General features: G+C 39.1%; 16 protein-coding genes. 4 read left to right on the top strand and 12 right to left on the bottom strand.

The annotated features are described in order from the left end of the window. The first annotated feature begins 120 nt into the window (after window positions 1–120). Together QWZ08_RS22710 and QWZ08_RS22705 are read left to right on the top strand one after the other, a co-directional pair. On the top strand, window positions 121–972 hold the full coding sequence (locus QWZ08_RS22710) for a UDP-2,3-diacylglucosamine diphosphatase (RefSeq protein ID WP_290339882.1): 852 nt from the start codon (window positions 121–123) through the stop codon (window positions 970–972). Between the two features lie 9 nt (window positions 973–981). Further along, a complete protein-coding gene (locus QWZ08_RS22705) occupies window positions 982–2037 on the top strand; it encodes a glycosyltransferase family protein (protein WP_290339881.1) in 1056 nt (351 codons plus the stop codon). A 15-nt stretch (window positions 2038–2052) separates the two neighbouring features. Here QWZ08_RS22705 and QWZ08_RS22700 read toward each other — a convergent pair whose 3' ends face one another. The 12 genes from QWZ08_RS22700 to QWZ08_RS22645 all read right to left on the bottom strand — a co-directional run bounded on the left by QWZ08_RS22700 (window position 2053) and on the right by QWZ08_RS22645 (window position 24201). Beyond that, window positions 2053–2406 (bottom strand): hypothetical protein, encoded by a 354-nt coding sequence (locus QWZ08_RS22700; protein ID WP_290339880.1) that lies wholly within the window; start codon window positions 2404–2406, stop codon window positions 2053–2055. A 416-nt stretch (window positions 2407–2822) separates the two neighbouring features. Then, window positions 2823–6095, bottom strand: coding sequence for a TonB-dependent receptor (locus QWZ08_RS22695; protein WP_290339879.1), 3273 nt, complete (start codon window positions 6093–6095; stop codon window positions 2823–2825). A 223-nt stretch (window positions 6096–6318) separates the two neighbouring features. After that, a complete protein-coding gene (locus QWZ08_RS22690) occupies window positions 6319–6828 on the bottom strand; it encodes a toxin-antitoxin system YwqK family antitoxin (RefSeq protein WP_290339878.1) in 510 nt (169 codons plus the stop codon). Window positions 6829–6908: 80 nt separating this feature from the next. After that, window positions 6909–8324, bottom strand: a complete 1416-nt coding sequence (locus tag QWZ08_RS22685) for a beta-helix domain-containing protein (RefSeq protein ID WP_290339876.1) — start codon at window positions 8322–8324, stop codon at window positions 6909–6911. Window positions 8325–8361: 37 nt separating this feature from the next. Next, window positions 8362–11163, bottom strand: coding sequence for a TonB-dependent receptor (locus tag QWZ08_RS22680; protein WP_290339875.1), 2802 nt, complete (start codon window positions 11161–11163; stop codon window positions 8362–8364). Window positions 11164–11382: 219 nt separating this feature from the next. Beyond that, window positions 11383–12042 carry a hypothetical protein gene (locus QWZ08_RS22675; protein WP_290339874.1) on the bottom strand — a complete coding sequence of 220 codons (660 nt, stop codon included), beginning with the start codon at window positions 12040–12042 and terminating at the stop codon, window positions 11383–11385. Between the two features lie 149 nt (window positions 12043–12191). After that, on the bottom strand, window positions 12192–13094 hold the full coding sequence (locus QWZ08_RS22670; protein WP_290339873.1) for a DUF1735 domain-containing protein: 903 nt from the start codon (window positions 13092–13094) through the stop codon (window positions 12192–12194). A gap of 21 nt (window positions 13095–13115) precedes the next feature. Next, window positions 13116–14669, bottom strand: a complete 1554-nt coding sequence (locus QWZ08_RS22665) for a SusD/RagB family nutrient-binding outer membrane lipoprotein (protein ID WP_290339871.1) — start codon at window positions 14667–14669, stop codon at window positions 13116–13118. An 84-nt stretch (window positions 14670–14753) separates the two neighbouring features. Further along, entirely contained in the window at window positions 14754–17900 is a 3147-nt protein-coding gene (locus tag QWZ08_RS22660) for a SusC/RagA family TonB-linked outer membrane protein (RefSeq protein WP_290339870.1), read from the bottom strand. Between the two features lie 465 nt (window positions 17901–18365). Next, window positions 18366–19286 (bottom strand): hypothetical protein, encoded by a 921-nt coding sequence (locus tag QWZ08_RS22655; protein ID WP_290339869.1) that lies wholly within the window; start codon window positions 19284–19286, stop codon window positions 18366–18368. A 16-nt stretch (window positions 19287–19302) separates the two neighbouring features. Further along, window positions 19303–21018 carry a SusD/RagB family nutrient-binding outer membrane lipoprotein gene (locus tag QWZ08_RS22650; RefSeq protein WP_290339868.1) on the bottom strand — a complete coding sequence of 572 codons (1716 nt, stop codon included), beginning with the start codon at window positions 21016–21018 and terminating at the stop codon, window positions 19303–19305. 18 nt (window positions 21019–21036) lie between these two features. Continuing rightward, window positions 21037–24201 carry a SusC/RagA family TonB-linked outer membrane protein gene (locus tag QWZ08_RS22645; RefSeq protein WP_290339866.1) on the bottom strand — a complete coding sequence of 1055 codons (3165 nt, stop codon included), beginning with the start codon at window positions 24199–24201 and terminating at the stop codon, window positions 21037–21039. 693 nt (window positions 24202–24894) lie between these two features. Between QWZ08_RS22645 and QWZ08_RS22640 the strand changes: the two genes are divergently transcribed. Together QWZ08_RS22640 and QWZ08_RS22635 are read left to right on the top strand one after the other, a co-directional pair. Continuing rightward, on the top strand, window positions 24895–25542 hold the full coding sequence (locus QWZ08_RS22640; RefSeq protein WP_290339865.1) for a DUF47 domain-containing protein: 648 nt from the start codon (window positions 24895–24897) through the stop codon (window positions 25540–25542). Window positions 25543–25573: 31 nt separating this feature from the next. Next, entirely contained in the window at window positions 25574–26716 is a 1143-nt protein-coding gene (locus QWZ08_RS22635; protein WP_290339864.1) for an inorganic phosphate transporter, read from the top strand. The last annotated feature ends 50 nt before the right edge of the window (window positions 26717–26766 follow it).

Below are 26766 nucleotides of genomic sequence, written 5' to 3'. Positions count from 1 at the left end.
TTTTCTTTTACGAAAGGGTCATCCACTGCATTTCCCGCAAGATTATTATTAAGGTTTTAGTAACGTACTGTTTACAATTAGTACACATTGTACAGTGAACTTTACATTAAACTATATCCGTTGATAAAAAGAAAACTTGATGTAGCTGTAATTTCTGATGTTCATTTAGGCACTTATGGCTCCCGTGCCAATGAATTGTCCCGCTATCTCTCCACGATTGATCCCGCCATTTTAATTTTAAACGGAGACATTATTGACATCTGGCAGTTTAGCAAAAAATATTGGCCTCCCGGACACATGCAGGTGATTAAACAAATTACCAGTATGCTTAGCCGTGGCATAAAAGTGTATTATGTTACCGGCAATCACGATGAAATGCTTCGCCGCTTTGAACATTTTTCAGTTGGAGATTTTCACATTGTAAATAAAATGGTAATTCATCACGGCGATGGTAAACGTAGTTGGATTTTTCATGGCGATGTATTTGATGTGATTATGCAACACAGTAAATGGCTGGCAAAGCTGGGAGCCGTTGGTTACGATACACTGATTTACATTAACGCATTCATTAACTATATCAGCAAAAAATTGGGAAAAGGAAAAATTTCACTCTCAAAAAAAATAAAAAATTCCGTAAAAGGTGCAGTAAAGCACATCAATAATTTTGAAGAAACTGCAGCCAGCATTGCTATTGAGAAAGGTTATGACTATGTATTGTGCGGACATATTCACCAGCCGGCGAACAGGACAATCAATACCGGCAATGGCAGCGTTAATTATCTCAATTCCGGCGACTGGATTGAGAATTTAACTGCTCTTGAATACGACGACAATAAATGGGCTGTGTACTATTTCCAGGAAGATAAGTTAGTGCAGGAGTTGACAGATTCTTTCTACACAGACGAAGCTGCATACCTGCGTACGGCTGAGTTGTTTAAAATAATGATGCAGGATTTTGCGATTACATCTTAAAACATTTTTATGAAAGTACTCTACGCCATCCAAGGCACCGGAAATGGACATGTAAGCAGGGCCAATGAAATTATTCCCTTCTTAGAAAAAAAATGCGACCTCGACATTTTATTGAGCGGCACCCAGGCAGATGTAGGGCTTAATTACCCCATTAAATTTAAAATGAAGGGACTGTGTTTTATATTCGGCAAGAAGGGCGGCGTAGACATGTACAAAACGTTTAAGCAAATGCAGTCGAAAAAGTTTTTATCGGAAATAAAATCACTTCCGGTTGAAGACTATGATCTTGTTATAAATGATTTTGAACCTGTAAGCGCCTGGGCGTGCAAGTTAAAAAATGTCCTCTGCATTGGTATGAGCCATCAGTGGGCCGTACTACACGAAGATGCCCCCAAACCTGCATCTAAAGACTTTTTCGGCACCATGATTTTAAGACATTATGCACCCTGTAAAACCGGTGTAGGATTTCATTTTAAGCCTTATGGCGAAAATATCTTCACGCCGGTGATAAAAAGAGAAATTCGCAATGCCCCCAAAAAAAATCTTGGTCATTATACTGTTTATCTGCCAGCTTATTCGGATAAAAAGTTAATCGCTTTTTTATCCGTCTTTAAAAATATCCAATGGCAGATTTTTAGTAAACACACTAAAAAATCTTACACCGCAGGCAACTGCAGCATTAAGCCTGTAAGCACTGCTGAATTCACAGAAAGTTTTACCACCTGTGAAGGTGTTATATGTGGAGCTGGCTTTGAAACACCGGCGGAGGCATTACAGATGGGTAAGAAATTATTGGTAGTGCCTATGAAACATCAATACGAGCAACATTTAAACGCTGCCGGCGCACAGGATCTGGGTGTGCCTGTTATAAAAAGTCTTAAGAAAAAGCACCTGCACAAAGTTGAAAACTGGCTGAAGGAAAAGAATGCATTGCAAATTTATTTTCCGGACGAAACGGAAAAAATTATTGACCTCGTATTGGCGATGCCGGCAGTAAAAATCGTTGACAAAAAACGTGCTAAAAGCTTGCCTGCCAATGGCATTTTACTTCCCCGTTGGGTATAAATTATACGGCTGCTTTTACCTAAGTACGTCATTACTCCGGATATCCTGCAACAAGCGGCTTGCCTCATCAGACAACACAGTAGCCTTTAATTCTCCAGCCTGCTTAAAGGTAAAATATTTACAGGTTGCATCGTTCATTCTAAAATCGATATCCTGTAATACCATGTTATTTTTAAAAAAATGCAACGACCCGTCATAACCACATTTCAAATCAGGCTTTGTAGTTGATGCACTGATTGCATTACTTAAACTGGTTATAGTTTTTTTATCGCGGATAATTTTTACCACAACCACGGTATCCATTGTGCCATCGCCTTTAAAAAAATTGATGGCAACACTGTCGGCGGTTATTATACGCTCTTGTAACATAGTGTTTGGTCTGCTGCAAGCAATAAAGCGACTTAAAAAGCAGACAAATAATATCATCTTCATTTTGTAAATATACAAGACCGGATTTAATATTGTAATCAAAAAACAAACCACCTGGCAGGACTACCAGGTGGTACAAGCGTTTAAATTTGTTCTTGCTTAAGGAAACTTGTTTGAGATTGCTATACTTAAAAGAAGGTTCAGGTGCCAATAGAATGGTTGCAAGTTGGTAAATGTGTGTTACCAAAATATTATTGCAGGGTTACGTAAATGTTATATGATGTACAACACCTTAGCCAACATCGATTCAAAATCTCAAAAATGAATTCAATAAAAACAAATCACCCGGTAAAATGTGCCGGGTGATTTGTTTCAGCGACTTGCTGCATATTTAAAGATGCTGATCACTCTTTCTATTAAAAATTATATTTAACTCCAAACTGTGCCTGGAAACGACTGTTTAATGGATCAACTGTATAATAGTGATTGTTTAAACCTGTTGGCGCATTAAAATTAAATGTTGGCAAATAGCCAGATGAAGGTTTACCAGCAGCTACACCATTTGCATCTTTAACAAAAGTGAGTAAGTTAGCAGTGTAGTTATTTACATTGGTAACAAAATAAACATGACCCCAATTATTATTCAGCAGGTTCAACACATTAAAAATATCGAGGCTTATTTGAATAGAGCGGCCACCCTCTTTACCAAATTTAAACTCATGCATTAATTTCATATCAACGTCATGGTTCCATGGGGTTCTTAACCCATTTCTTTCTGCATACTGCCCTCTCCTGGAGTTTAAATATTTATCACCTGATATTAGATTATTTAAGTCCGTCCATTGCTGAGCCGCAGTGTAAACCTGGCCATTTTTTGTAAAATCCGCAAGCCGGATATCATTTTGATCTCTTGGTATATATGGCAGGTTAGCATTGGCCGAATTACCAAAAGGATTGCCTCCTGAATTGTAAACAACAGAATAAGGACTACCAGATTGGCCAGCATAAAAGAAAGCAAGTGTGGTAAGATTCGCTTTATTCCATTCAAGATTTACTCCAGCTGTAGCAACTACTCTGTGACGCAAGTCAAAATTTGAATAGGCTAATTGCGGATTATTTGCAACTATCGCAGGATTAACTTCGAAGTTAGATTGGAAAGAATTACGGATACCGTTGCTTAAATCTTTGCTCATTCCGTAAGTGTATGCAGCACTCCAGTTTAAGCTTATTCTGTGCGACCCCAGCTTAGAATAATTTGAATTTTTATTTAGCTGGGCAGTTAAATTATACCGATAGCCCTTTGTAGTGTTGGTTAACAAGTAAACATTCGAGTATTGAGAATTCAATTTACCACCTACATAAACAGGTGACTGGGAAGGGCCTGAACCAAAATACTGCACGCTGTCTTTTATATTAATCTGCTGAAATTTTACATCATACAATGTTTTAGTATACAAGGCATCCAGCGTCAATTTATACCCTTTTCCGAAGCGGATATCAACCGCAATATTCGATCTCCAAACAGTGGGTAATTTAAAGTGGTTATCAATCACATCAATTTCTCTTGTGTTTGTTGCATTCGCATTTGCCAGTGCATGAGCATTAATGGTATCCTGCAGGTTAAGTGGATTGATTGCCAATGGTACGTTAACATTACCACCAATAGTATTTGTTGCAGATGGCCTGAAATCGATGTTATTATAGTTACCGCCAGACAACGTTTCCGCATAGCCTAACCATGCAAAAGGCATTCTGCCAACAAAAATTCCTGTTCCGCCCCTTACCACCAGGGTTTGATCGCCTTTTACATTCCAGTTAAATCCAAGCCTTGGCGAAATGGTAGGTTTACCAAGCCATTTATTGGTAAGCTGGTTAAATGGTGTATTGTTATAAGTTGCATTAGAGGTATTGTTTTTTGCGGTTGCAAAATCCTTATCCACCGCCACATTATTGCCAAGGAACGGATAGTCAATTCTGAAACCACCGGTCAGTTTAAAATTACGATGCAGAGAAATTTCGTCCTGTGCGTAAACGCTTGTCAGGTTCACATTGTAGGGGCTTGGTGGGTTGTTATACAAGTCGTCCCTTGTGTTAGGATATTTGTCGTTGGTAGAATATGCTCCACGAATTCTGCTGGGTTTGTCTGTCAGGAAGTTGGCCAAATTTGAGTATTCCCAACGGCCATTCCAGGAATTTACAAAACCGTAAGTAAGTTTATAAAATTCATTGTGTGTACCAAAAGTAAACTTATGAATGCCTTTTGTAAGGGTCAGATTATCATTAACTTCAATGGTCTGCTGCTTCATGTTGTAAATAGAAGCTTCACGCCATGTACCTACCCATGCCGCACCACCGCCAATATCCATAAAGGGAGACAGTACACCGGGGAAATCCCTGAACTCATGTACGTTGATATAACTTACACTTAACTGGTTACTTAACTGGTTAGAAATAGTAGTTTTTAATTCCGAAGTAAGATTTATATTTTTTGTATGCTGTGTAAAATCAGTAGAGCCAAACTGGAAGTTGGTAGAAGTGCGTTCCAGATTGTTACCTACACCATTGGTGTAAATTCCTCTTACAGTCAATGTGCTTTTAGGATTCAATTTAAAATCCAGCCTGGCAAATAACTTATCACTGTTGGTAAAGATTTTATAAGCTCCCTGGTAGGAACCTGCGTCGTAATTGTATTTGGTTTTTAATTGGTTGTAAATACTTGCAGCATCTGTTAAACTAATTGCTGCTCCAGGATCGCCTGCATTGTAAAATGTTGGTTCCTGGCGACGTGTTTGTTCAAAATTTACAATAAAGAAAGCTTTATTTTTTACGATAGGCCCGCTTAATGTTGCACCATACTGATAGTCGTGAAAATCAGCGCCAATTTTCGTTTTCAATCCATCTGCACTTTTACCCATCAGTGCCTGGTTACGGCCATAACCGTAAACAGATCCGTGTATTGTGTTGGTACCACTTTTAGTTACTGCATTAACAGAACCGCCGGTAAAATTTCCAAGCTTTACGTCAAAGGGTGAAAGTTGTACCTGTACTTCCTGTATTACATCAATGCTGTAGGGATTGGTACGTGTACCTGCACCAGCAGCACCTGACTGACCACCACCACTTGTACCACCAAAAGAGTTGCTAAAGCCAATAGCATCATTATTGATAGCGCCATCCACAGTAAGATTGTTGTACCTGAAATTACTACCGGCAAAAGAGTTGTTGTTTGATTGAGGTGTCAATCTTGTAAAATCGCCCAGGCTTCTGCCCAGGGTTGGTAAGGTATTCATTTGTGCCCTGCCGATGCTTAGTCCGTTACTGTTTTTCTTTGTTGCTGATACCACTACTGCTTCAAGGCTGCCTGTGTTAACCTTCATTACAATATTCAAATCGGGGTTGTTACCCAATGTTAAATTTACATCCTGGGCTCTTTCTTCTTTAAAGCCCACAAAGGAGATGGCGACCGTATAAGGGCCACCAGGCTTTAAGTTGGTAATACTAAAAATACCCTTTTTATTAGTTTGTGTTTTTGAAACTGCACCGGTTGGCACGTGCGTAAGTTCCACTGTTGCTCCCTGAATGATCGCTCCTTTTTCGTCGTGTATAATACCACTTAGAGATGAAACAGTTTCTTGTGCGTAACCTGTTATTCCTGCTAACATTAATAAAGCAAATATTAATTTTCTCATAAAACTTTGCATTTTTTTATTTTCTGCAAAGCACTCACTCCAATGTTAAGGCAATATGTATTTTATGTTATTGACAGGTTAATACATCCTGGCACGCTAACGTTTATTTATATAAAGACAGACCTGCTGATTTATCCAAAACTTAATTTATTAAATCACCTTAAATGACTTAAGTGAATGGCTGTTAACCGATTTTCTATTATCACAATAGTTGTTATACAATCTATGGTTTTACAATCTTTACAACATTCCCATTTGAGTCATACTCATTTTTACCTGTCAATTCGCCCAGCTGATTGTAATTTTTCCACTCCCCTTTTTTGAATCCATGCACATAATCTCCCTCACTTTCTGTATATCCATTTTCATAAAACCAGGTTGCAGGGCCGTGGTATTGCCCGAATGTATCCAGCGGAAGTTTTGCTTTCAATTGACCGTTGCCATAATACTCAGCAAAAAAAATCCGCTTGTTGTTTTTTGTAATAATAATCTGCCTGACAGTGTCCGACGCATCTTTCATTACCTGGCATACAACAGTTTCCTTACTACTAATATAATAGGTAGCTGTTGCAAATTTATTAGTGCCGTATTTTTTTACGTACGAGGTGTCGCTGCTTTTTTTAATTGAATCAAGCCAGTTGTAATTCACGCCGGTGGTCGACGGTGCTTTTTCTTTTTTGGCATTACAACCGAACATAAAAAGAAAAGCGGTAATTATTGAAACGTATTTCATTTGTAAATAATAAACGGTTAACAGTGAAAACCTAAAAAGCAGCTAACCAGTAGCTGCTTTTTTATTTGTATTAAAAGATCTTAATTAAATTTTGTCCATGTTTTCCACCATGTATCGCCAACAGCGCAAGCCCCTTTATAGCTAACACTTGTGAAACCATTCGCCAGTTTTGGATGAGTGAAAGATCCTCCAGTTACAGCAGGGGACCCTGATGTTGGATTAAAATCCGGAGTTGAATAATTAAACGGCGCGGTTAAACCTACAAGGTCGTTGGTAGCTAAAATGCTATTGCCATAGTCAGGGGTGTTAAACCAGGTAGTAATAGTTGCCGTAGTGTTAGGCGTAAGCGGCGTATTGCTATTGGTTCCCAAACTATATAGTACTGGTGTTGGGCAACCGGCAATAATTGTGTTTTGTACAAACAGTGAACCTGAAATATTGTTGTCGGTAGGAACTCCTTTGGTAGCGTCAATATACAGACCGTTCGGATACCCCATTATGATGGAATTGAACAAAGACAAGCTTGAGTTTCTTCTTATTTGTGCTCCCCAAACAAAAAGGCTATTGCCGGTATTAGTTAATTTTTCTTTAGGTCCCATTACCGTCATGTTGCTAAAAATTGCACTTGTTTGTGGCAATAGCGAACTACCGGAAGCATCATTATCACTTTCGAATGCCTCACTTTTTGAAATATCTGCAACTGATGAATCTCTTAGCGAAATACCAAACTGTACCTTACCGCTAAATCCATTATCAGTATCAAAATCATCATCCAGCGTGCGGAAAGAAATCAGGTGGGTGCAATTTACTGTACCACCAAACCATTCAAAAGAATCATCGTTTGCGTAAGATACCTGTACATTATCTATGATGGTTTTATTGCCTACACCGCCAAAAGTCAAACCGTTAATTTCTTTGTCAGGTAAAAAAGCGTACCCTGCATATTCAATGCGGACGTACCTCAGAATACCACTGTTATCTGCAGGATTCTGACCCTGAGATGCAGGAGTTCCATACAATCCAAGACCATCGCTATTGTTTACACCACCTTCAATTTCACCAATACCCTGAACTCCGTTAAAAGATGCGTTCGTTGGAGCATTGCCTAATAATATTACACCAGCCCAGTCTCCACGCTGCGGAGTTGCTGCTTCTGAAGTAAATACAATCGGCTTATCGGCAGTTCCGTCAGCTATTATTTTACAACTTCTTGTTATAATCAATCCACCGTTTTTACCATTTTCGCCTACAATCTTTGTTCCTGGCTCAATTGTAAGAATGGCGCCGTTTGTTACATATACCAATCCACGGAGCTTATACGTATAGGCTGCTTTCAAAGTAAGGTTGGCGCTTATCCTTCCTTCCAATATCGTGTTTACAGTTTGGTTATTTGTTGTGGTATCCTGCACTACTGTTGTAGGTCCGTCCATTTCTATTTTGCGGCATCCCAAAGATGTGGCAGCAATTAACACACTGTAGAGAAATAATTTTTTCATGTTGTTATTTTTGTTGTTCTGTTTTTTAGTTTGTCTTTTAAAAATTATATCCAAAACTTACACTTACGTTCGTTCCATATTTTCTTTTGATCGCAAATGCATCAATACCCTTATCGTATTTTTTATTATCATTTAAGTCATTGTAGTAAATGGCCTGCTGATTAAATATGTCCGACACATTCAGTTTTAGTTCGCCCTTATTTTTCATAATTTTTTTAGCTACCTGAAAATCCATTACGGCTCTTGGATTTTCCCAGATAGGTGGCTGATCGGAGCCGCCCACAAATACAATTCTTCTTCCAATCTGGTTAAACAGTAGCGTTGTAGTAAGGCCTGTTTTTTCAATATCGTACTGCAGACCTGCGTTTAAAAGATAGGGGCTTTGTCCCTGCATTGGCCTGTCAAGCGATGTACTTTGGCTGGTAACCCGGTTGTAGATATATGACACATTTCCCTGTACGGTGAAATTTTTAAAGGAAGGATTGAAGTCAAGCTTTTTTCTGAATTCCACTTCTGCTCCAAAGCTGTTGGCTTCATCTGCATTGATAAAATTATAAGTGCTTGCCCCGCCTGAACCCACATTAAAATAAGCTTCAATGGGGTTTTTAAAATACTTATAAAAAACACCGAGCGTAAACAATTCGCCGGCTCTTGGATACATTTCGTAGCGCAGGTCAAAATTGGTAACCTTGGTTCTCACCAATGCTGTGTTTCCTGCAACCGTTGCTCCCAAATCAAAATCATAAAATTGAAAAGTACTCAGTTCCCTGAATTCAGGACGAATAACTGTTTGCGATCCCGATACCCTGAAATTGGATTTATCTGTTAACTTGTAAGTAAGATTTACACCGGGTAAAAAGTCAGTCACTTTACTCTGTACATGTCTTGGATCGCTTTTTTTCATGCTGCCAATAACCTGGTCAAAATTCTCAACGCGTACTCCCCAAACGGCACGAAACTTATTGGTAATCTGATTATCGAATTGCAGAAAACCGGCGTTTAAAATTGAATTGGCTATGTAGCGGTATCCTTCGCCGGACAATTCATTAAAAGCAAACTTATTGTCAAAGCCAGTTCCAAAATTTTCCTGCGCAAACACCTGGTCGAGGCCCAAATGACGCAAGCCAGGATTATCAGAAGGCAGGTAAATTGCAAAAGGCCTTGCATCAAACAACCGGTCTTTAACTTGGAAAAAATAGCCGCCTTTTATTGTCTGCGTTAACCCGTTGCCTTTAAAACTTTTGCTCATATCGCCTCCTGCGGTATAAACGTAATCATTTAAAAAACCATAGTATCTGCTACCACTTTTTTGTGATGATTTTGAAGCTCCGATTAACAATGAATAAGGAGAAGCCGGATTGGTAGGATCATCCTGGTTGTACTGCACACGACGCTGATCGGGTATATACTGATCCAGGATATTAAAGCTGCCAAACCAGTGTAATTTAGCGCCGTATTTTTTAATATTATGATCGCCGGTTAGCTGTGTGTTAAAAAAAGTATTTGCTTTAAAAGCCAATTCATACGCCTTAATATTATCGCCCGTCGCAGGATTGGTTTCAAAGTCTTTTCCTGTTCTTAAAGTGGTATAATCAGTTGTATTTACATTCAACATGTTTTTGAGCGAAATTTTGGTATTGCTGCCCAGTTGAAGCGTAAAGTTGGCCAATGCTCCCGCAAGAATATCAGTTGAATATTTATTATTAAAGTAGTCGAAGTTTAAACTGGCTGTATTGTTTTGAAAAAGATTTACCTGATTTTCAAAATCTATGGCCCTGTTGCTGCGGTTATAATTTACAGCCATAATTGCTGCCAGTGTATTCTTGCCGCCTAGCTTTTTATTAAATCCCCCATTGATCAAAAAACTTTCGTTTAAAAGCGGTAAAATGTTTGAGCTATTTTTTTGTGTACTCCAGATATTGGTAAAGTCTTTTCCATAAGCAGTTTTTGCACCATTATCCAGATCAGCAAAAGCGCCTTTTAATGGGAATCCTGCAGGTAAGCCTCTTGTTCCGTTATCGTAACCCAGAAAGTCAGTGTTGCTTCCTTTGTAAGTATAAAAGTCTTTTCCGATGGTTTGTGTATTAAAACCGGTACCAACCTGGATACTCAAAAAATCTTTTGCAGGAATATCCTTCGTATTCACCTGTATCAGGCCACCAGCCCACTCTCCCGGTAATTCCGGTATAAAAGATTTATTGATAATAATATTATCAATCATAGAAGAGGGTAAAATATCAAAGCTGAATGTTTTACGGTCTGGTTCTGTACTGCTCATTAAAATGCCATTCAGCATAGCCTGATTATAACGATCCGCCAATCCTCTTACCACTAAATATTTTCCTTCCTGAACGGATGTTCCGGGAACGCGTTTTAAAACTTCCCCGGTGTTTTTATCCGGAGATCTTCTGATAGCCTCTGCACTGATCACCTGCGCTACAACCGGGGCATTTCTCTGGTAAGCAATTAGAGCCGATACTGATTCTTTTTTTGTAGTCGACCGTATTACAACCCCTGTTTCAGTTTTAGTTGAAGCTTCAAGAATAATATCGAGGTGGGTAACTTCATTGGGCTTAACCTCTACATCAGCTAATTCTTTTGTGATAAAACCAACGGAGGTAAGACGAAGGGTATATTTTTTTCCGGCATCGATATTTAACTGAAAATAGCCATCTGTATTGGTTGAGGTAATGGCTTTTGCGCCGTCAACTGCAATGCTGACTCCTGATAAATTTGATCCTGTTTTTGAATCGGTCACCTTACCTTCTATCTTGCTTTTCTGAGCAAAAGCGTTCAACGAGCCGACAATAAACAGTACTAACAATCCTCCAATTCTCATGCGTTATAATTTGTGCAAAGAGACGGTGGCTATGTTAAGCGGCTGTTAACGCAATGTTACGGAAAGGTTACGGCTGTGTTAAGCGAATGTTACCCCGCTTATATCTGTCCAAAATTTCAACTGCAGCACATCTAAAAAAATGTCTTTTACTGTAGTAAATGGAGTTGTTGAATTAACAGCAGGGAAACGGGGATTATTGGATCAGCCGTTTATAATACTTTAAAGTTGATTACAGAAATCCAACATGGTCAGCAGGTCGGTCTCTTTGTTAAAATCGGGATGATGTTGTTGAATGTATTCTTTAATAGCCAGTGCTGTACCTTCTTTAAAGGCTTTCATAAAATCCTTTGGCGTATTGATTTTGTATAAGTTATTAAAGTTTTTAAGCCAGAAATGCCTTGTTATTTCGATGGCATAATTCCCCTTAAAAGGCCGGCTAACATATACACTGGTGACTGTATTATTTACCTTTCCAGCATTTTGATTGGATATGCCATTGTTATCCGCTGCAGCCACCATAGGGTTTATTTTACTGCCATAACTAATAAGTAAATCTGTTTTGCCCGTGTGGGTTGCAACTTCGTACACTATATTTTTTACGGGTATAAATTTTTTGTCGGCAATGTAAATGGTATCCACAGTTGTTAAACCAGTCAGCGTGAAAGCTGTGCCATCTTTTCTAAAAAGAATGGATTGGTCATAAGCGCAATAGTTTAAAGGGGCCTGGTTTACCTCGCCAGATTTTAACAGTACAGTACCGTCAACAAACTGATCATACAAATAGGATTGGTGGGCAATCACACTATCATCGTAGGATTGGGCGTACAGGATAAATGATGAGCTTAAAATAATTGAAAATGCAAATATTATTTTCTTCATAATAATTTTACGGATTAGAACACGAAATATATTTAAAAGTAGCATAAATTATTCTTGAACCCTAAATACATTTATAAAAACAGGGCTCACACTTTAAAGCGTGAGCCCTGTTTCAATATCTACTTGTACTAAACGATATACAATTATTCTCAATAAAATTTGTCAGTAAGATTCCGAAGCCCTCCGGCTAAATTGTCGTAGTGGAAATTGAATTCAAATTTATGAGCCACAGGGTCTGCAGTTACAATAGTTATATCTCCAACAATAGCCACACCAGATTTCGCTACGCTTTCGGCATCAAATTTAACTTTAAAATTGCTCAATACGCCATTGTTATCTGTAAAACTTATAATATACTTTAAACCTGCAGCACCGCTAAGAGCAGAAACACTTTTTGGACTAATTGGAGAAAAAGTGCTGGGAGTAATGCTATGAATCACAGGAATTCCAGTGCCATCAAAATTATTATATCGAGTATACTCACGGGTATAAGACCCTGCAATTGGGTTACCAATAGCATGAAAATATATTGTTCCAAAATTTGAACTCACAATATTACCTTCAGCGTCCTTAATGGTTAAAGGCAACATGTAGCTTTTAAGAACACTAATTTTGGAAGGGTAAAAAACAACCTGCATTGGTGCAATGGTTTGTCCCGCCTTAATGACTGCTGCAGTTGAAACTAAATGGTAGGTAGAATCCGGCATCAATTCATAGTTAATAGAATCTCCCCCCAAATTGTCCATTAGTTTACTTGGATCAACGGCAATCGTTACGTTAAGATCTTTGCTAAAAGTGATAGGTCCAGCCAGACTTATATTATAGTTCGCCGTATCAGCTAGGTCTGTGCTTTTATAAGTTAAACCTGCACTTGCAAAATTTTGTAACCCTGAATTTATAGTATTATTTCCGGCTTGTAAATATTGCAACTCCATGATAGGGGCTGTAGTTTTATCAGGATCAATATTCATATCGCCCTTTTTTAGGCATGATGCCATGCTTAACGAAGCTATTAAAATGGCAAATGCATATTTCACTTTAAATATTTTCATGTTGATAGTTTTAAGTTTTAATTATTGTGCCCAGAAAATTAAGGACGTGAACGGTGCTATTCCGGTTGGTACATTAGCCCCATTGTACGTGCTTTCAGATACAGGATACATGATTCTTGTTGGCAATTTATCCGGACGTGTACTTTCAGACACGGTAGAAGCAAAAGTCTGGTATCCGGTTCCTCCTGGAACTATTGTGGGATAGTGTGTCCGACGATATTCATTCCAGGCCTCTTGCCCATTTACAAAATTAAGCGCAATAAATTTTTGTGTAATTATTGCTTCTTCTTTTTTATCAGTTGTATTTGCCAAGGCGAAATTAACAAGATATTTACTGCTGTTATCAGCCTTGTATTTTGTTACCAGGGCTGGAATATCTTCACTTACAGAGCCGTCAGGCAATTGAAAAGTATAATTAAAAGCCGCTGTTATTCCTTTATCGAAAAGCACTGCAGGATCACCGTCGGTGATGATACCCTTTAATGCAGCCTCGGCCTGTAAAAAATAACTTTCTGAAGCAAGCATAAGTGGCTGGCCAGCATCGGGGCCCTTTAGAATACCAACTTGATTTCCATTAGCGGTGCCGTCCCGGTCTGTGCCTGAAAACCAAAAACTGCCCGTTGGACTTGAAACAAGGTTATTGCTTTCGACACCCAGTTGATTAATACCTGTATTTGGAAATTTAAAGTAGATTGCAGTCCCTCTTGCGGTATCAATTATTGTGTTACCATCGTAAAATCCAAAAATAAACTTGCTGGGCATCCATGCCTTGTTTGCAGCACTTCCGGTATAGCCATAAGCCCAGGTATTCCAGGCAGGATTTTGTTTGCCATTATCTCTATTATATCCAGGGTTTACCAATGCATCAGTGGTTAAAAATCCGTCACTGCTGAAAGTCTTGTTTGCAAAATCTACCTTATCCCCACCGCGTATAATCAATCTTAATTTAAGCGTATTTGCAAATTTTTTCCATTTAGTTGCACTACCGCCAAACAATACGTCTGCGCTTCCCAGCGGTGTAACACCGGGTACATTTGCACCAGCATTAAATAAAGCAATCGCCGTATCAAGCTGGTTTGCAAGATCTTTATAGATATCTTTTCCAGAAGAATAAGCGGGTGTCAGATTATTTGACCCTTGTAACGCCGATTCATAAGGCACGTCATTGAATGCATCCACCAACAGTTGAAATTCGTATGCTTTCATTACTCTGGCCGCTGCATTATAATAATCATAAATATCCTGGCCGGCTGTCTTATTTAAAATAGCCTGGTAATCCTCCAGGTTATCGTATGTAATGCCCCATAAACCTGTATTGGACGTAGTGTAATTATAGGTGATTGATTCTCCAAAGCCTCCATATCCGCCAGCATTAGCAGCATACATTCCTGTTTGTGATCCGTAAGAATTATATGAATTTGTTACACTGGCAGTGTAAGTTAGTGCCTGAGGCAGAATCAATTCCGGTGTAGCCGATGTTGCCTGATTGGGATTAGTATTTATATCAAGATATTTTTTACAGGAAGTGCCCAGCACTGCGATTCCTATAAGCATACCTGCGATTGTTTTTTTCATAATTAATATTTTTTTGTTTGCCATAACTACACTGTTGGCGTATTATGGTTTTAATAATGTCGGTTGTTTTTAAGCCAGGTAAACTTAAAATTTGAAAGATATTGTGGCACCATAAAAACGGGATGGAGGCGCTGAGTCAAGGCCTGTGATACCGATACCGTTGTTATCATTACCAGCACTGCTATATTCCGGATCTGTGTATAAGTTATCTTTAGCCATCCACAAAGCAAGGTTTCTGCCCTGCAGGCTTACTGTAATTCCCTTTATTGTATTGTTCTTTTTGCCAAAAGAGCGGCCAGGAATGTCGTATGAAACAGATACTTCCCTCAATTTCCAAAAATCACCGTTCGTAACGTAGTTAGAGGTTACATCACGGTTAATACCATCCGTCCAGAAACCATTATTACCATTACCATTTGCAATAGCTACACTTGTATTCGGCATATAACTGCCTGGTTTATTCGGATCTGCAATAACAGAATTAGGATAAACAAAACTTTGCCTGTTGTAAACTGCAGTTCTGATGCCGGTACCAGACCAATCCAATTCAGTACCCATAGAGTTAAATACTTTGTAATTGCCACGATGTTCAAACAAGAATGATAAACGCAGGTTTTTATACTGAATTGAACCATCAAGACTAAGCCTGTTTTTCGCACTGGCATTACCTAACACGGAAATAGCTGAAGCCTTTGTTGGTAATCCCGTAGTGCTATTTACTATAACATGTCCAGCAGCATCTCTAACATAATCGAAACCCATGATTACTGGAAAAGCATAACCTGCAACAGCGTAAGAAGCTCCTGAACCATTGCTGGACAAAGACAATTTAGGTAATTGGGCGCTGATAAAGTTTACATTGTTGTCCAGGTAGGTATAGTTACCTCCCACAGTTACATTCCAGTCAGAATTTTTAACTAGCGCATAGTGAGCGGTTGCTTCTAATCCGCGGCTCTGTGTTTGACCAGTATTAGTCAACAAGCCGCCAAAACCAGTGGCATTAGAAACAGCTGTATTTACAGTTTGGTCATCAGTTTTGGTATCAAACCATGTAACACTTGATACAAACCGATCTTTAAATAGATTCAGATCAAATCCCACTTCGTACCCTTTTGTTATCTCAGGTTTCAGGTTGTTAGATACCAACCCATTTCCAACGGTATATCCAGCAAGACCGCCGTAAGGAAATCCATTGGCCGTACTGTAAGTTGGCAACAAGTAATATGCGCCAAAATCACCGCTGTTACCAAGATTAACCAACCCCGTTTTTGAATATCCGCCCCTGAATTTCAGATAACTGATTTTATTGCTGTTTTTTATTGCACCAATAGCGTCGCTGGCAATGAAGGACAGATCAACTGAAGGATAGAAGAAAGAACGGTTAGTAACCGATAATCTTGAGTCCCAGTCATTCCTTGCAGTAGCATGAAGAAATAATACGCTTTTATATCCCAATGTTAACTTGCCATAAGCACCTTGCTGACGAGTTTTATAATTACTTTCGTTTGCGTTTGGAGTACCAACACCATTGCTGACATTGAATAAATCTGGAATTACCAGCCCATTGGCTCCTACGCTAACAAATTTTGACTGATTTTGATTTAATTGAAGCCCTCCCAATAAACCGAAATTGAAATTGCTGAATTTTTTATTGTAGTCAGCATACAAATCAGTTAACAGATTGGTGGTATAAGAACTATAATCACTTACGGATGCAGAAATATCTGATTTGGAGCTTGCATCTGTATTTTTTGCATATTCTGTAAACTTAAAAGCTCCAACTGTACTTTTACCAGAATAATTCCTGGTGGTAATACCCTGACGGGCAACCAGGTCAAGCCCTGTTACTGGGGTAACTCTCAATTCCACATTTGCGATAAAGTAATCATTCCGTGATTTTGATCTATAGTTATCCGCTGTAAAATAGGGGTTTTGATACCATGGGTTATAATACCCTATCGGATTGGCAAACTTATCAGTTCTCCAGTTTTTATACCTGGTGATATCTACGTTCGAAGGCATATTTAACATATTACCGTACATTGATCCTGTCTGAGTGGTAACGTCATACCTGTTTTGAGTGTAGGCTGAGTTGTAAGACACATTTACTTTGTTGCCCATTCTGCGGGTACCATTTACCCTTAATGAAGTACGGTTGTATTTGTCGCCAGGCGTTGTACCAGTTACTGTTGCATATTGTCCAGACAAATAAAAAGTAGAATTTTCATCACCATTTGAAACAGAAAAATCAGACTGGTTGGTGATGCCTTTCTGCCAAAACTTAAAATGACCATCGTTGTATTTATAAGCAGCTGAATCCTGTGACCCATCTTCCAATGGTGGTCCCAATGGTCTTACAACGCCATCAAATGCGGCTCCGTAAGATTGATTCTCCAGGTAATTATAAAAAGGTTGTCCATTGGCATCCAATCCATATGCAGTGCCGCCGGCCCCAAATTTAGTTTGTATTTTAGGATAAAAAGCAACTGATTCTACAGTGGTGGTATTGCTTACAGTTATAGCAGAAACACCTCTTTTCCCCTTTTTTGTAGTTACAATCAAAGCTCCATTGGAAGCCAGCGAACCATATAGAGCAGCAGCACCGGAACCATTTAATACAACAACATTTTCAATATCCTCCGGGTTAAGATTTCCCAAAACCTCACTTGGTACAATCACGTTGTCTAACACTATCAGGGCCTGGTTATTCCCTGTTAGTGAACGCTGGCCTCTTAATATCAATCTATAACTGGGGTTAACACCACCGCCTGTTCCGCTAATCTGGAAGCCTGCTACTTTGCCCTGCAAGCCACTTGCTACGTTGGTAGCTTTACCGGCAGTAATCGTTTGCGCATTGATGACTGTTGTTGCTGTACCAATTTCTTTTCTTTTGGATTTTATACCACCCGCTGTTACCACAATCTCATCCATCATGCTTAACTTATCTGCTAACGAAACGGAATATTGATCCTTTCCCGCACTCACTGTTATTTTTTCTGCGCCATAATTCACAGATGAAATAACCAGCACATCGCCGTTTTGGGCGTTGATTTTAAAATTTCCACCCTGGTCTGCTGCGACAGTCCCCTCGCCTTTTAATTTTTTGATGGTAGCTGCCGGTACAGGATTTCCCTTGGAATCTGTTACCCTACCCGATACTAACCGGGTTTGAGCAGAAACTACTACAAATGACAGTAAGGCTACCGTCAACATTGTCATAAATTTTCTCATGTTCAATAGATTTTTTTTTATTTTTTATAATGAAAAAAATAAACGAAGACTCAGCAAGGGCAAATTTGCTGAATTAACATTTATTTAATAAAGACGCAATAAAGGAACGATTTGCTGCGTTAACAACAAAATTTTTGTTAATTTTTTATCAATTTTCAAATAATACTGGTTTATTACCCCTCCTTGTTATAATTAATTTCATTTATTAAAATCACTTTAATAAACCGCTTTCAACAAATTTTCACCTAGTTTTTAAAAATTTCGCTAAAGTTTTAACCAAACTGGTAGATATTTATTATTATGTTTTTTTGCATACAACTGCTTATTTTTTTCTAAAAAATCTGAGAAAAAATGGTAACGGAGAACCTTAGACTGAAATAGTTGGGTACTCACATTATAAATAGACTGTAATGCAAACGGCTGTCTCAAATTGAGACAGCCGTTTGCATTACTTTTAAAAATTTTCTATTGCACCTTCTGTAGGATCAATTTGTTGGGACCGTAATCACCACCGCCGTTATCTGACTGATTAATACTTAAAGTAATAAAACCTGTACAGGAAAATACGTATCCTGCAACATCATTAGCTCCTGCGCCTTCAGCAATATATTGTGTTGAATTCACTCCACCGTATCGTCCATATATGACCTTAGGAATTGAAGCAGTACCTGTTACCGGATCAATGTTTACAATGATCGGGTTAATAACAGTGCCTCCGTTTGGATAAACTTCACTCAGATTAATCTGGTTTACACCAGGGCCATCTGTAATGTGAACTATATCACCTGCGTGCCAGTCAACCCAATCATCTCTCAATACCGTATAATCGCCTGTCATACCGCCGGTATAAGGACAAACTACGTACACAGTGAAGGAGAATGCAGCCTTATATTTGGGACCTGTTATTAAACCGCCGCCGCCATTGTCACCAGCGTTATTAATATCATAAGTTTTACCACTTTTAGTAACCGCCTTGGTAAAAAATGTAAATATCGACCCAGGCTCAAATTTAGAAGCGGATACCCCAAATGCAGTTGCTAACTCTGCTGTTGTAGCTGTCAACGTAGCCGGGCTGCCTGTTGTATAAGCAATTGTTTTAACCAGTTTCCATTGTGTAGTATCAGTAGACGTGCCTAAGGTTGCATAAAGTAATATACTATTTACTTCTTCACCCGCCGGGTACTGGTGAACAATAATACCGACAGTAGAAGTGTTGCTTGTACTGTTTAAGTTGGCATTGATGATGCTATCCTGAACAAGGTAAGACCCCACGCCAAGATATTTAATATCAGTTAACGGATTGATATTCCCATCGGTCTTTTTACAGGAGTTGAGCGTAGCAAAAACTGCGCAAACCGCCATGATCATAATTAAGTATTTCTTCATAATTTCTTTTTTTAAATTATTTAATGAAATTGTCAGGATTATTATCCCAGAACACTTTGTTGGCTACATTACCAGGATCTTTCTGCGGCGGTGCGCTTGAGTTCCTGTTAACAAAAACAGATGGATAAAAGAAAGACCGCATAAACAGACCCGGATTAGGTACTGCTACTGCAAGTTGTGCGCCCAAAGGCATGCCCGTTCTTCTCAGGTTGTTATAAGATTCTACACCATTTCCCCATAATGCAATGTAATACTCAGACATAATTATATTCAGGCGGGAAAGATCGGTGCTTGCTGTATCATAATTACTTAAAACCTTTGCAACATAGTCCGTAATTTGAGTGCCTGACGGAACCAAAGCCGGATCTGGAGTAACATTTACAGTTGCCGGAAAAGCCATTACTTTACTTATTGATGAATTAACGCCTGCAGAAAGTAATGCTCTCGGTGTACCTGCAGGTACTGAGACTCCCAACACCAATGCGGCTTCTGCTTCAAGGAACGAAGTATAAGAAGACAGCCAAATAGGGTTAATACCAGCTCCTTGTCCGCCCATGGTAGATGTAACCTGTTTAAACTGGCCTGCATCAAACTGACCGCCCACAGGATAAACACCCATCGCAGTTGTGTAGTTACCGTCTGGTGGTGCACCACTGTTATCACCATGATCACGTCCATGATATCCTTTTCCTACTGTACAATACGGACTAACATCGGGTACAGATGGATACCATGAAGGGAAACTTGAACTTCCGAATTGGGATTTTGCAAAACAAGGACAAGTTGATGAAGTTGCCCAATTGTAATTGCCTACCTGCCTGTAAAAATAGTATCTAACCCGGGGATCGCCGGTAGTGTTATTTGGTATACCTCCATATTTTTGTGCAGTAACGAGCCACATGAAGTAGTTGGAAAGGTATTCACCATTACCATTATTTGTGTAATTAGATGCATAATGTGTATGTCTTGCGTCAGGCGCCGTAACAGACGTACCGTAGCGGAACACAAAATCCTGTGCCGCTGTATTCACAAGGTCATTTTCAGTAATAAGTGCCTGAATTTTGGCTTTAGCCGACGCATCTACTAGCCTCGTCTGCATATAAAGCTTCAATTTCAGCGTTTTTGCGAATGTTGTCCACTTGGCTTTGCTGCCGCCATAAAACAAATCGTTTCCTACAAATGGAGCAGAATTGGGTTTGGCAAAATCGTCAATTGCACTATCCAGCAAACTTTGAGCTGCCGCATATACGCTTGCGCCACCATCCACTTTTGGAATTACGTTGTCGTTTCCTAAAACTGCCTCTGAATAAGGCACATCACCAAAATTATCCACCAATGTTGCCACGGTGTACGCTTTTAACACTCGTGCAATTCCTGACTGCACGTATTTTCTTTGTGATTGTGCCAGCGGAATCATTGCATTTGCATTAGTTAAAACGCCGGTATATGCAATCGTCCATTGAAAATCAAAAGAAGATGGTGTATATCCATTTCTGTAAAATGGTCCGTTCCAGTGCTGTTGCCTGCTTAACTGACCACCGTAATCACCGGCTGAAGTCCAGAAGGAATTAAAATCAAGCTGCACTTCGTTCAGATATAAATCTACATCCGCTGTTGAAGCACTTGGATAATTGGGGTTGATTAACAATTTATCAAATTGCTTTTTACAGGATGAAATTCCTGCGATAGATAATATCCCAAGTATCGCTGGTAATATTTTTTTATAGTTCATAATTTGCTTTTTAATGTGTTAGAAAGTTACTCTTATGCTTGCACCCATGCGCCGTGCGGAAGGGCCGGAAAGAAATTCAAGTCCCCTGCCATTGCTTACACCTAATCCGGAAGCTTCAGGATCAAAATGAGTATACTTAGGGAAATTGGGCGCATAATACCATAAATTGGTACCGGAAAGACTCAGCGATATTGAACCGAAAGGAGTTTTGTCTAAAAACCTGGCCGGAACGCTATAGGAAAGTGAAGCTTCCCTTAACCTGATGCAAGTGGCATCATAAATAGCTGATTCATCCGCGGCGCCGTTGGTAATACTGTTACCATAATACGCCTGTGAAGATGATATCTGGATATTATTGGGCTTGCCATTTTCCAATACGCCTGGCAAAATATAAGAAGCTGCTCTGTCAAACTCCGTGTCTTTGGTTACACCTCTTCCAAGCAAAGCACCCGCAGTTCCGGAAAACATTTGCCCGCCTTGTGTATAATCCCACTGCATTCTAAAACTAAAGGATTTATAACTTAATGTACTGATACCAGAAACTTTGTACAATGGGTTTGGATCGCCAATTACACCAATATCATTTGAATTGATATAGTTTCCATCTGTTCCAACCAAACGCTGACCAGTTTTAGGATCTCTCTGAAAATAGTTGGACATGATTACGCCCAATGGATAGCCATTCTTGGCGAAAGTGCCTTCGTTCGAATATCCGGCAGTATTTACCTGTGCCAAATCGGAAGGTATATCAGAAACCATACTCTTGTTCAAAGTATATAATCCGTCAATCTGCCATTTCCAGCCCAGACTTTCTACAACCGTAACGCCTAATTGAATTTCTATTCCTTTATTGGTCACTTTACCTGCATTAATCTGCTGCGAGGTGTAACCGGTACTTGGATCAAGATCCCGTCTTAATATCTGATCACTTGCAACGCGGTTGTAAAGGGTTAAATCAAGCGAAATTCTGTTATTGAAAAACTTACCTTCTATTCCAGCTTCTGTTTCTTTCAATAATTCAGGTTTTAAATTTGAATTCGGAAGCAGGTTAGGAATTGCATTTACATTAATAGGCGTACCAGTTGCGGTCACAAAACTTCTTGATGCAATAAACAAAGAACTTCTTGTGGCGTAAGGAGGTGGAAAGTTGGCACTTGTTGAGTAGCCAATTCTTAATTTCAGGTAATTAATACTTTTATTATTCTGCAGTCCAGCGATAGCTGAGGTCGGTATAAAAGACAACGCCGCATTTGGATAGAAGATGCTCCTGTTTTTTTCTTCTACGGTAGACTTCCAGCTATTACGACCGCCAACGGTTAGGTAGGCGTAGTCTTTATAAGCAACAGTACCGGTTAAAAAACCAGCCAGCACCAATTGCTCCTGCTTATAGTTAAGCGCTGTTCCATTTTCACTGTTGGTAGTGTGGTTAATAAAATTGCCATGGTTCATCAAACCATATACTAACTGCTGAGAACTGGTCATACCAGTTTGATCGTACAAATCCTGCCTTCTGTTTACACCCGCATCTGCGTTAAGGCTGAAATTTCCGCCTAAGCTGTGACTGAAGTTTAATAACATTGTATGATCCCAAATGGTGTTGATACCGGTAGATGTTCTTAATATACCGGTTGGAGTGGCTACACCACCTTTATTTTGAGAATATTCCTGGTATTCACTGTAATTGTCGTACCCAACACGGTAGGTTAGGAAAAGCCCTTTGGCAATATCATATTTAGTACTCATCTGGCCGTAAACCCTGTTTACTTTATCTACTGTAAAGGCATTGTATAAAGTCCAGCGGGGGTTTTGAATACCGTTGTCATTCCGGTAATATACCTGCGAATGATCTGATGGCTTTTCGTAAGGAAGGCCCATCAAATCCATGGCAGTAGGGGTATACATTACGTTACCAAAAACAGATGTATTAGTGGCATTGTTACCATAACTGTTACTTGTTGGAGGCGATTTTACATTGGTACCCACATAATTCATCGTACCGCTAATAGTAAAACGATTGCTCAGTTTAGCTGTACCACCTACACCGAAATTATTCTTTAAAAGACTATTTCCCGGCAGATAACCCTTATCATCAGTATGACTGTAATTCATATTGTAGTTAACACTTCCTGCAGAACCGCCAACATTTACAGCAGTAGTACTTGTGTTACCCGTTTGGAAAAAATTGGGAACGCTGTTGTGAAACTTATAATCATATGGCACACCTTTATATTCCGGAAAATCGGCGTTCAAAGAAGCCTTATCATAAGGATGCGTTACCTGAGCAGGCGGATTCGTAAATTTTGCCCCCCAGTTACTAAAGAATAACAATCCCAGACTAAGATCAAATCCTCCGCCATAAGAAGTATTGTACTCAGGCAAAATAGCTTTGGTTTCAAACATGGATTGAGAAACAGAAATTTCCGTTTTCTTTTTGCTTGTTGATGTGGAGCCATTCTTGGTAGTGATTAAGATAACGCCATTTCTTCCGGCCTCACCGTACAACGTAACCGCACTTAGTCCTTTAAGGATACTTACGTTATCAATGTTATTGGGATCAAGATCAAGAAAACGGCTGGAAGTTTGGGTACCGTAAGTAAAATCGGCTTTGGCGTTTGTGGAACTGTTAAATGGTACACCATCCACAACGAAAAGCGGATCAGAGGTACCTGTAATGGTACTGATACCGCGGATGTTGATGTTGGTACCGCTACCACTTAGACCACTCGTAGCCAATACATTCAGCCCTGGCGCTTTACCACTTAAAATCCTGCCCAGGTCGGCTTCCGGCCTTAACTCCAGGTCTTTTTTACCAACAGTTGAAACAGCATAGCCAAGCGCTTTCTTTTCTCTTTTAATACCAAGAGAAGTAACCACAATTTCAGACAGCGCCCTTGTATCCTGGCTCATTACCACTTGTAGTACCCCCGAACCTGCCGGATTTTTTACTGTCAGTGGTGCATGTCCGACTTCGGTAATTTCAAGTGTACTGCCTGCTTTGGCTGTAATTTCAAAAGCGCCGTCAGCATTGGAAGTGGTGGATGTTTTTTCGCCTTTAACTTTGATTGTGGCACCTGAAATGGGTGAACCATCTTTAGAATCCGTTACCCTTCCCTTGACGAGGGTTTGGGCTAACACGGAAGTGCTGCAAAAGAGCACAGCCAGCATTACTGCAATTTTTCTCATAAGAATAGTTTGGTTGAAGAAATAAAAAAATGAATGTAACAAATAAAAAGAAATAACCGCTTAAATAATTTAACTATTTATTTACATTTATTTAGGGCAATGATAAATGTAATAATGCTGCGTCGCACTAAAAAACAATTTTTTAATGGTTAAATTGACAATAATAGTGAGGTAAATGATTTAAAACTTGTTTTTTCTGGCAAAAAATCAACATTTATCTGATATGTACAATAAGGTAATGTGTTAGGATTACATTTACCTACCCTTTAGTTTTGAACTGAAGGGTGTATAATTTATAAAAAATAATTTAAGTTTTCTACAAAAAACATTTTTAAATGTTTTCAAACAATGCATAAACATAAATTTATATTTGTTGTAATAATTAATGTAACATGGGCACACACCTCTTACCAAGACTGTCAGCCGGTGAATGATAATGTACCAGCCATATGCTGTCTTTACCGACATAGGGTTATATATATAAATATCATAAACACAAATAAATTCTGTTATCATACGTATAGAAACTGACTTTTTTACAAACTTTTACCTTCGTGTAAATCAGGGTACTTTAACAATTAAATTCTATGGTAATAACAATTTAATATTACTTCTGTATTACCAAAATGTTACCATTTCAAAACCGCTTTATTCTTTTAAGGCAATATGTAACCTTTGCGGAAATTTTAAACCATGGGATTAAATTCAATTTTCAAGATCTTTTTACCTAAAGACAGGGTGTTTTATCAGCTATTTGAAAGTGTTGCAGAGGAGCTTGTTAAAATGGGGTACAAACTCAAGGAAGTTGTAAATGAACCCGACTTTGATAAAAGAGGTCAATTAATACAGGAAATTGAAGACATGGAACATGTGAATGACGACTATACTCATAATATATTTACCGAATTGGGTAAAAATTTTATTACGCCATTTGACAGGGAAGACATTCATTATTTAGCTACTTCACTTGATGACATTGCCGACTATATTTATGCATCGGCAAAAAAAATAAACTTCTATCGCGTTAATCCCAATGAAACAGGCTTTCTCAAAATGGCTGAATTAATTGCCGTTGGTTGTGTTCAGGTGCATAAGGCAGTTACTGAATTGCGCAATATGAAAAATATGCGCCAGATAACAGACGCCCTGGTTGCCATAAATAGTATAGAAAACCAGGCCGATGATATTTTTGATATGAGCATTGAACGTCTTTTTGCAACCGAACCCGATGCGAAAGAAGTTATAAAAAAGAGAGAGATTTACCAGGTGATGGAAATTGTTACTGATAAATGTGAAGATGCAGCCAACGTTATAGAATCGATCATTGTGAAATACGCTTAACCGCTTAATTAAGCATTGCCAAAAAAAAATTATGGGTACGTTACTAGTTGTAATCATTATTCTTTGTGTTGCATTTGATTTTATAAACGGTTTTCACGATGCGGCTAACTCCATCGCCACCATTGTATCCACCAAAGTTTTAACCCCTTTTCAGGCTGTTATCTGGGCTGCATTTTTCAACTTTGTAGCCTTCTTTATATTTCACGATCATGGCGTTGCCAATACTGTTGCCAAAACTGTTCATAAAGAAAGCATTACCCTCATAGTTATACTGGCCGGGGTTATAGCAGCCATTTTTTGGAACCTGCTTACCTGGTGGTATGGCATTCCTTCATCCTCTTCTCATACCTTGATTGGCGGCTTTGCAGGTGCAGCTATTGCGCATGCAGGATTCAGCAGTATTGATGCGCAAAGCATTTATAAAACAATCATTTTTATTGTACTGGCACCCCTGATAGGAATGCTGATTTCTGTTTTTATTACCCTTGTAACAGTTCAAAAAAACTTCTGGCTTAAAATAAGTATTATAATTGCCCTTGTAGCGGCATGCGTCCTGTTTATTCCTTTTAAAAAAGAGTTTGAAAGATGGGCTTTGCTGGGCCTGGGTATTGTTTTTGTCATTACTTATTTTGTGAATTATATTAAAGGTGAAAACGCATATCGAACAGGCAATATGTATAAAAAATTACAGCTGGTGTCTTCCGCAGCGTTCAGTATTGGCCATGGCGGCAGTGATGCCCAAAAAGTAATGGGGATTATTTCAGCGGCTTTGGTTTATAGTCAGTCACATGGTGGTTACGGTATTGCCAGATTAGAAGACATGCCAAACTGGGTTCCACTTGTCTGTTATACTGCTATTTCTGTTGGTACTTTAAGTGGTGGATGGAAAATTATTAAAACAATGGGAACCAAAATAACGAAGGTTACCCCGCTGGAAGGTGTGTGCGCAGAAACCGCCGGTGCCATCACTTTATTTACCGCCGCTAACCTGGGTGCTCCCGTTAGTACGACGCATACTATTACGGGTGCTATCGTTGGTGTAGGCGCTACCAAACGTTTAAGTGCAGTTCGCTGGGGTGTAACAGTAAGTCTTGTATGGGCCTGGATATTAACCATCCCTGTCAGTGGTTTATTGGCTGCGCTGGTTTATCAATTGCTGAAACTATTCTTGTAGCAGTCTTAATTGCTGAAAGCGGTAATGCTTTATCGCCAGTTTGAATACCT

Origin of the sequence: Ferruginibacter paludis, from assembly GCF_030409685.1 — a bacterium.
Taxonomy (GTDB): domain Bacteria; phylum Bacteroidota; class Bacteroidia; order Chitinophagales; family Chitinophagaceae; genus Ferruginibacter; species Ferruginibacter paludis.
The sequence above is the reverse complement of the archived record's forward strand: the minus strand, read 5'-3'. Positions and strand labels throughout refer to the sequence as shown.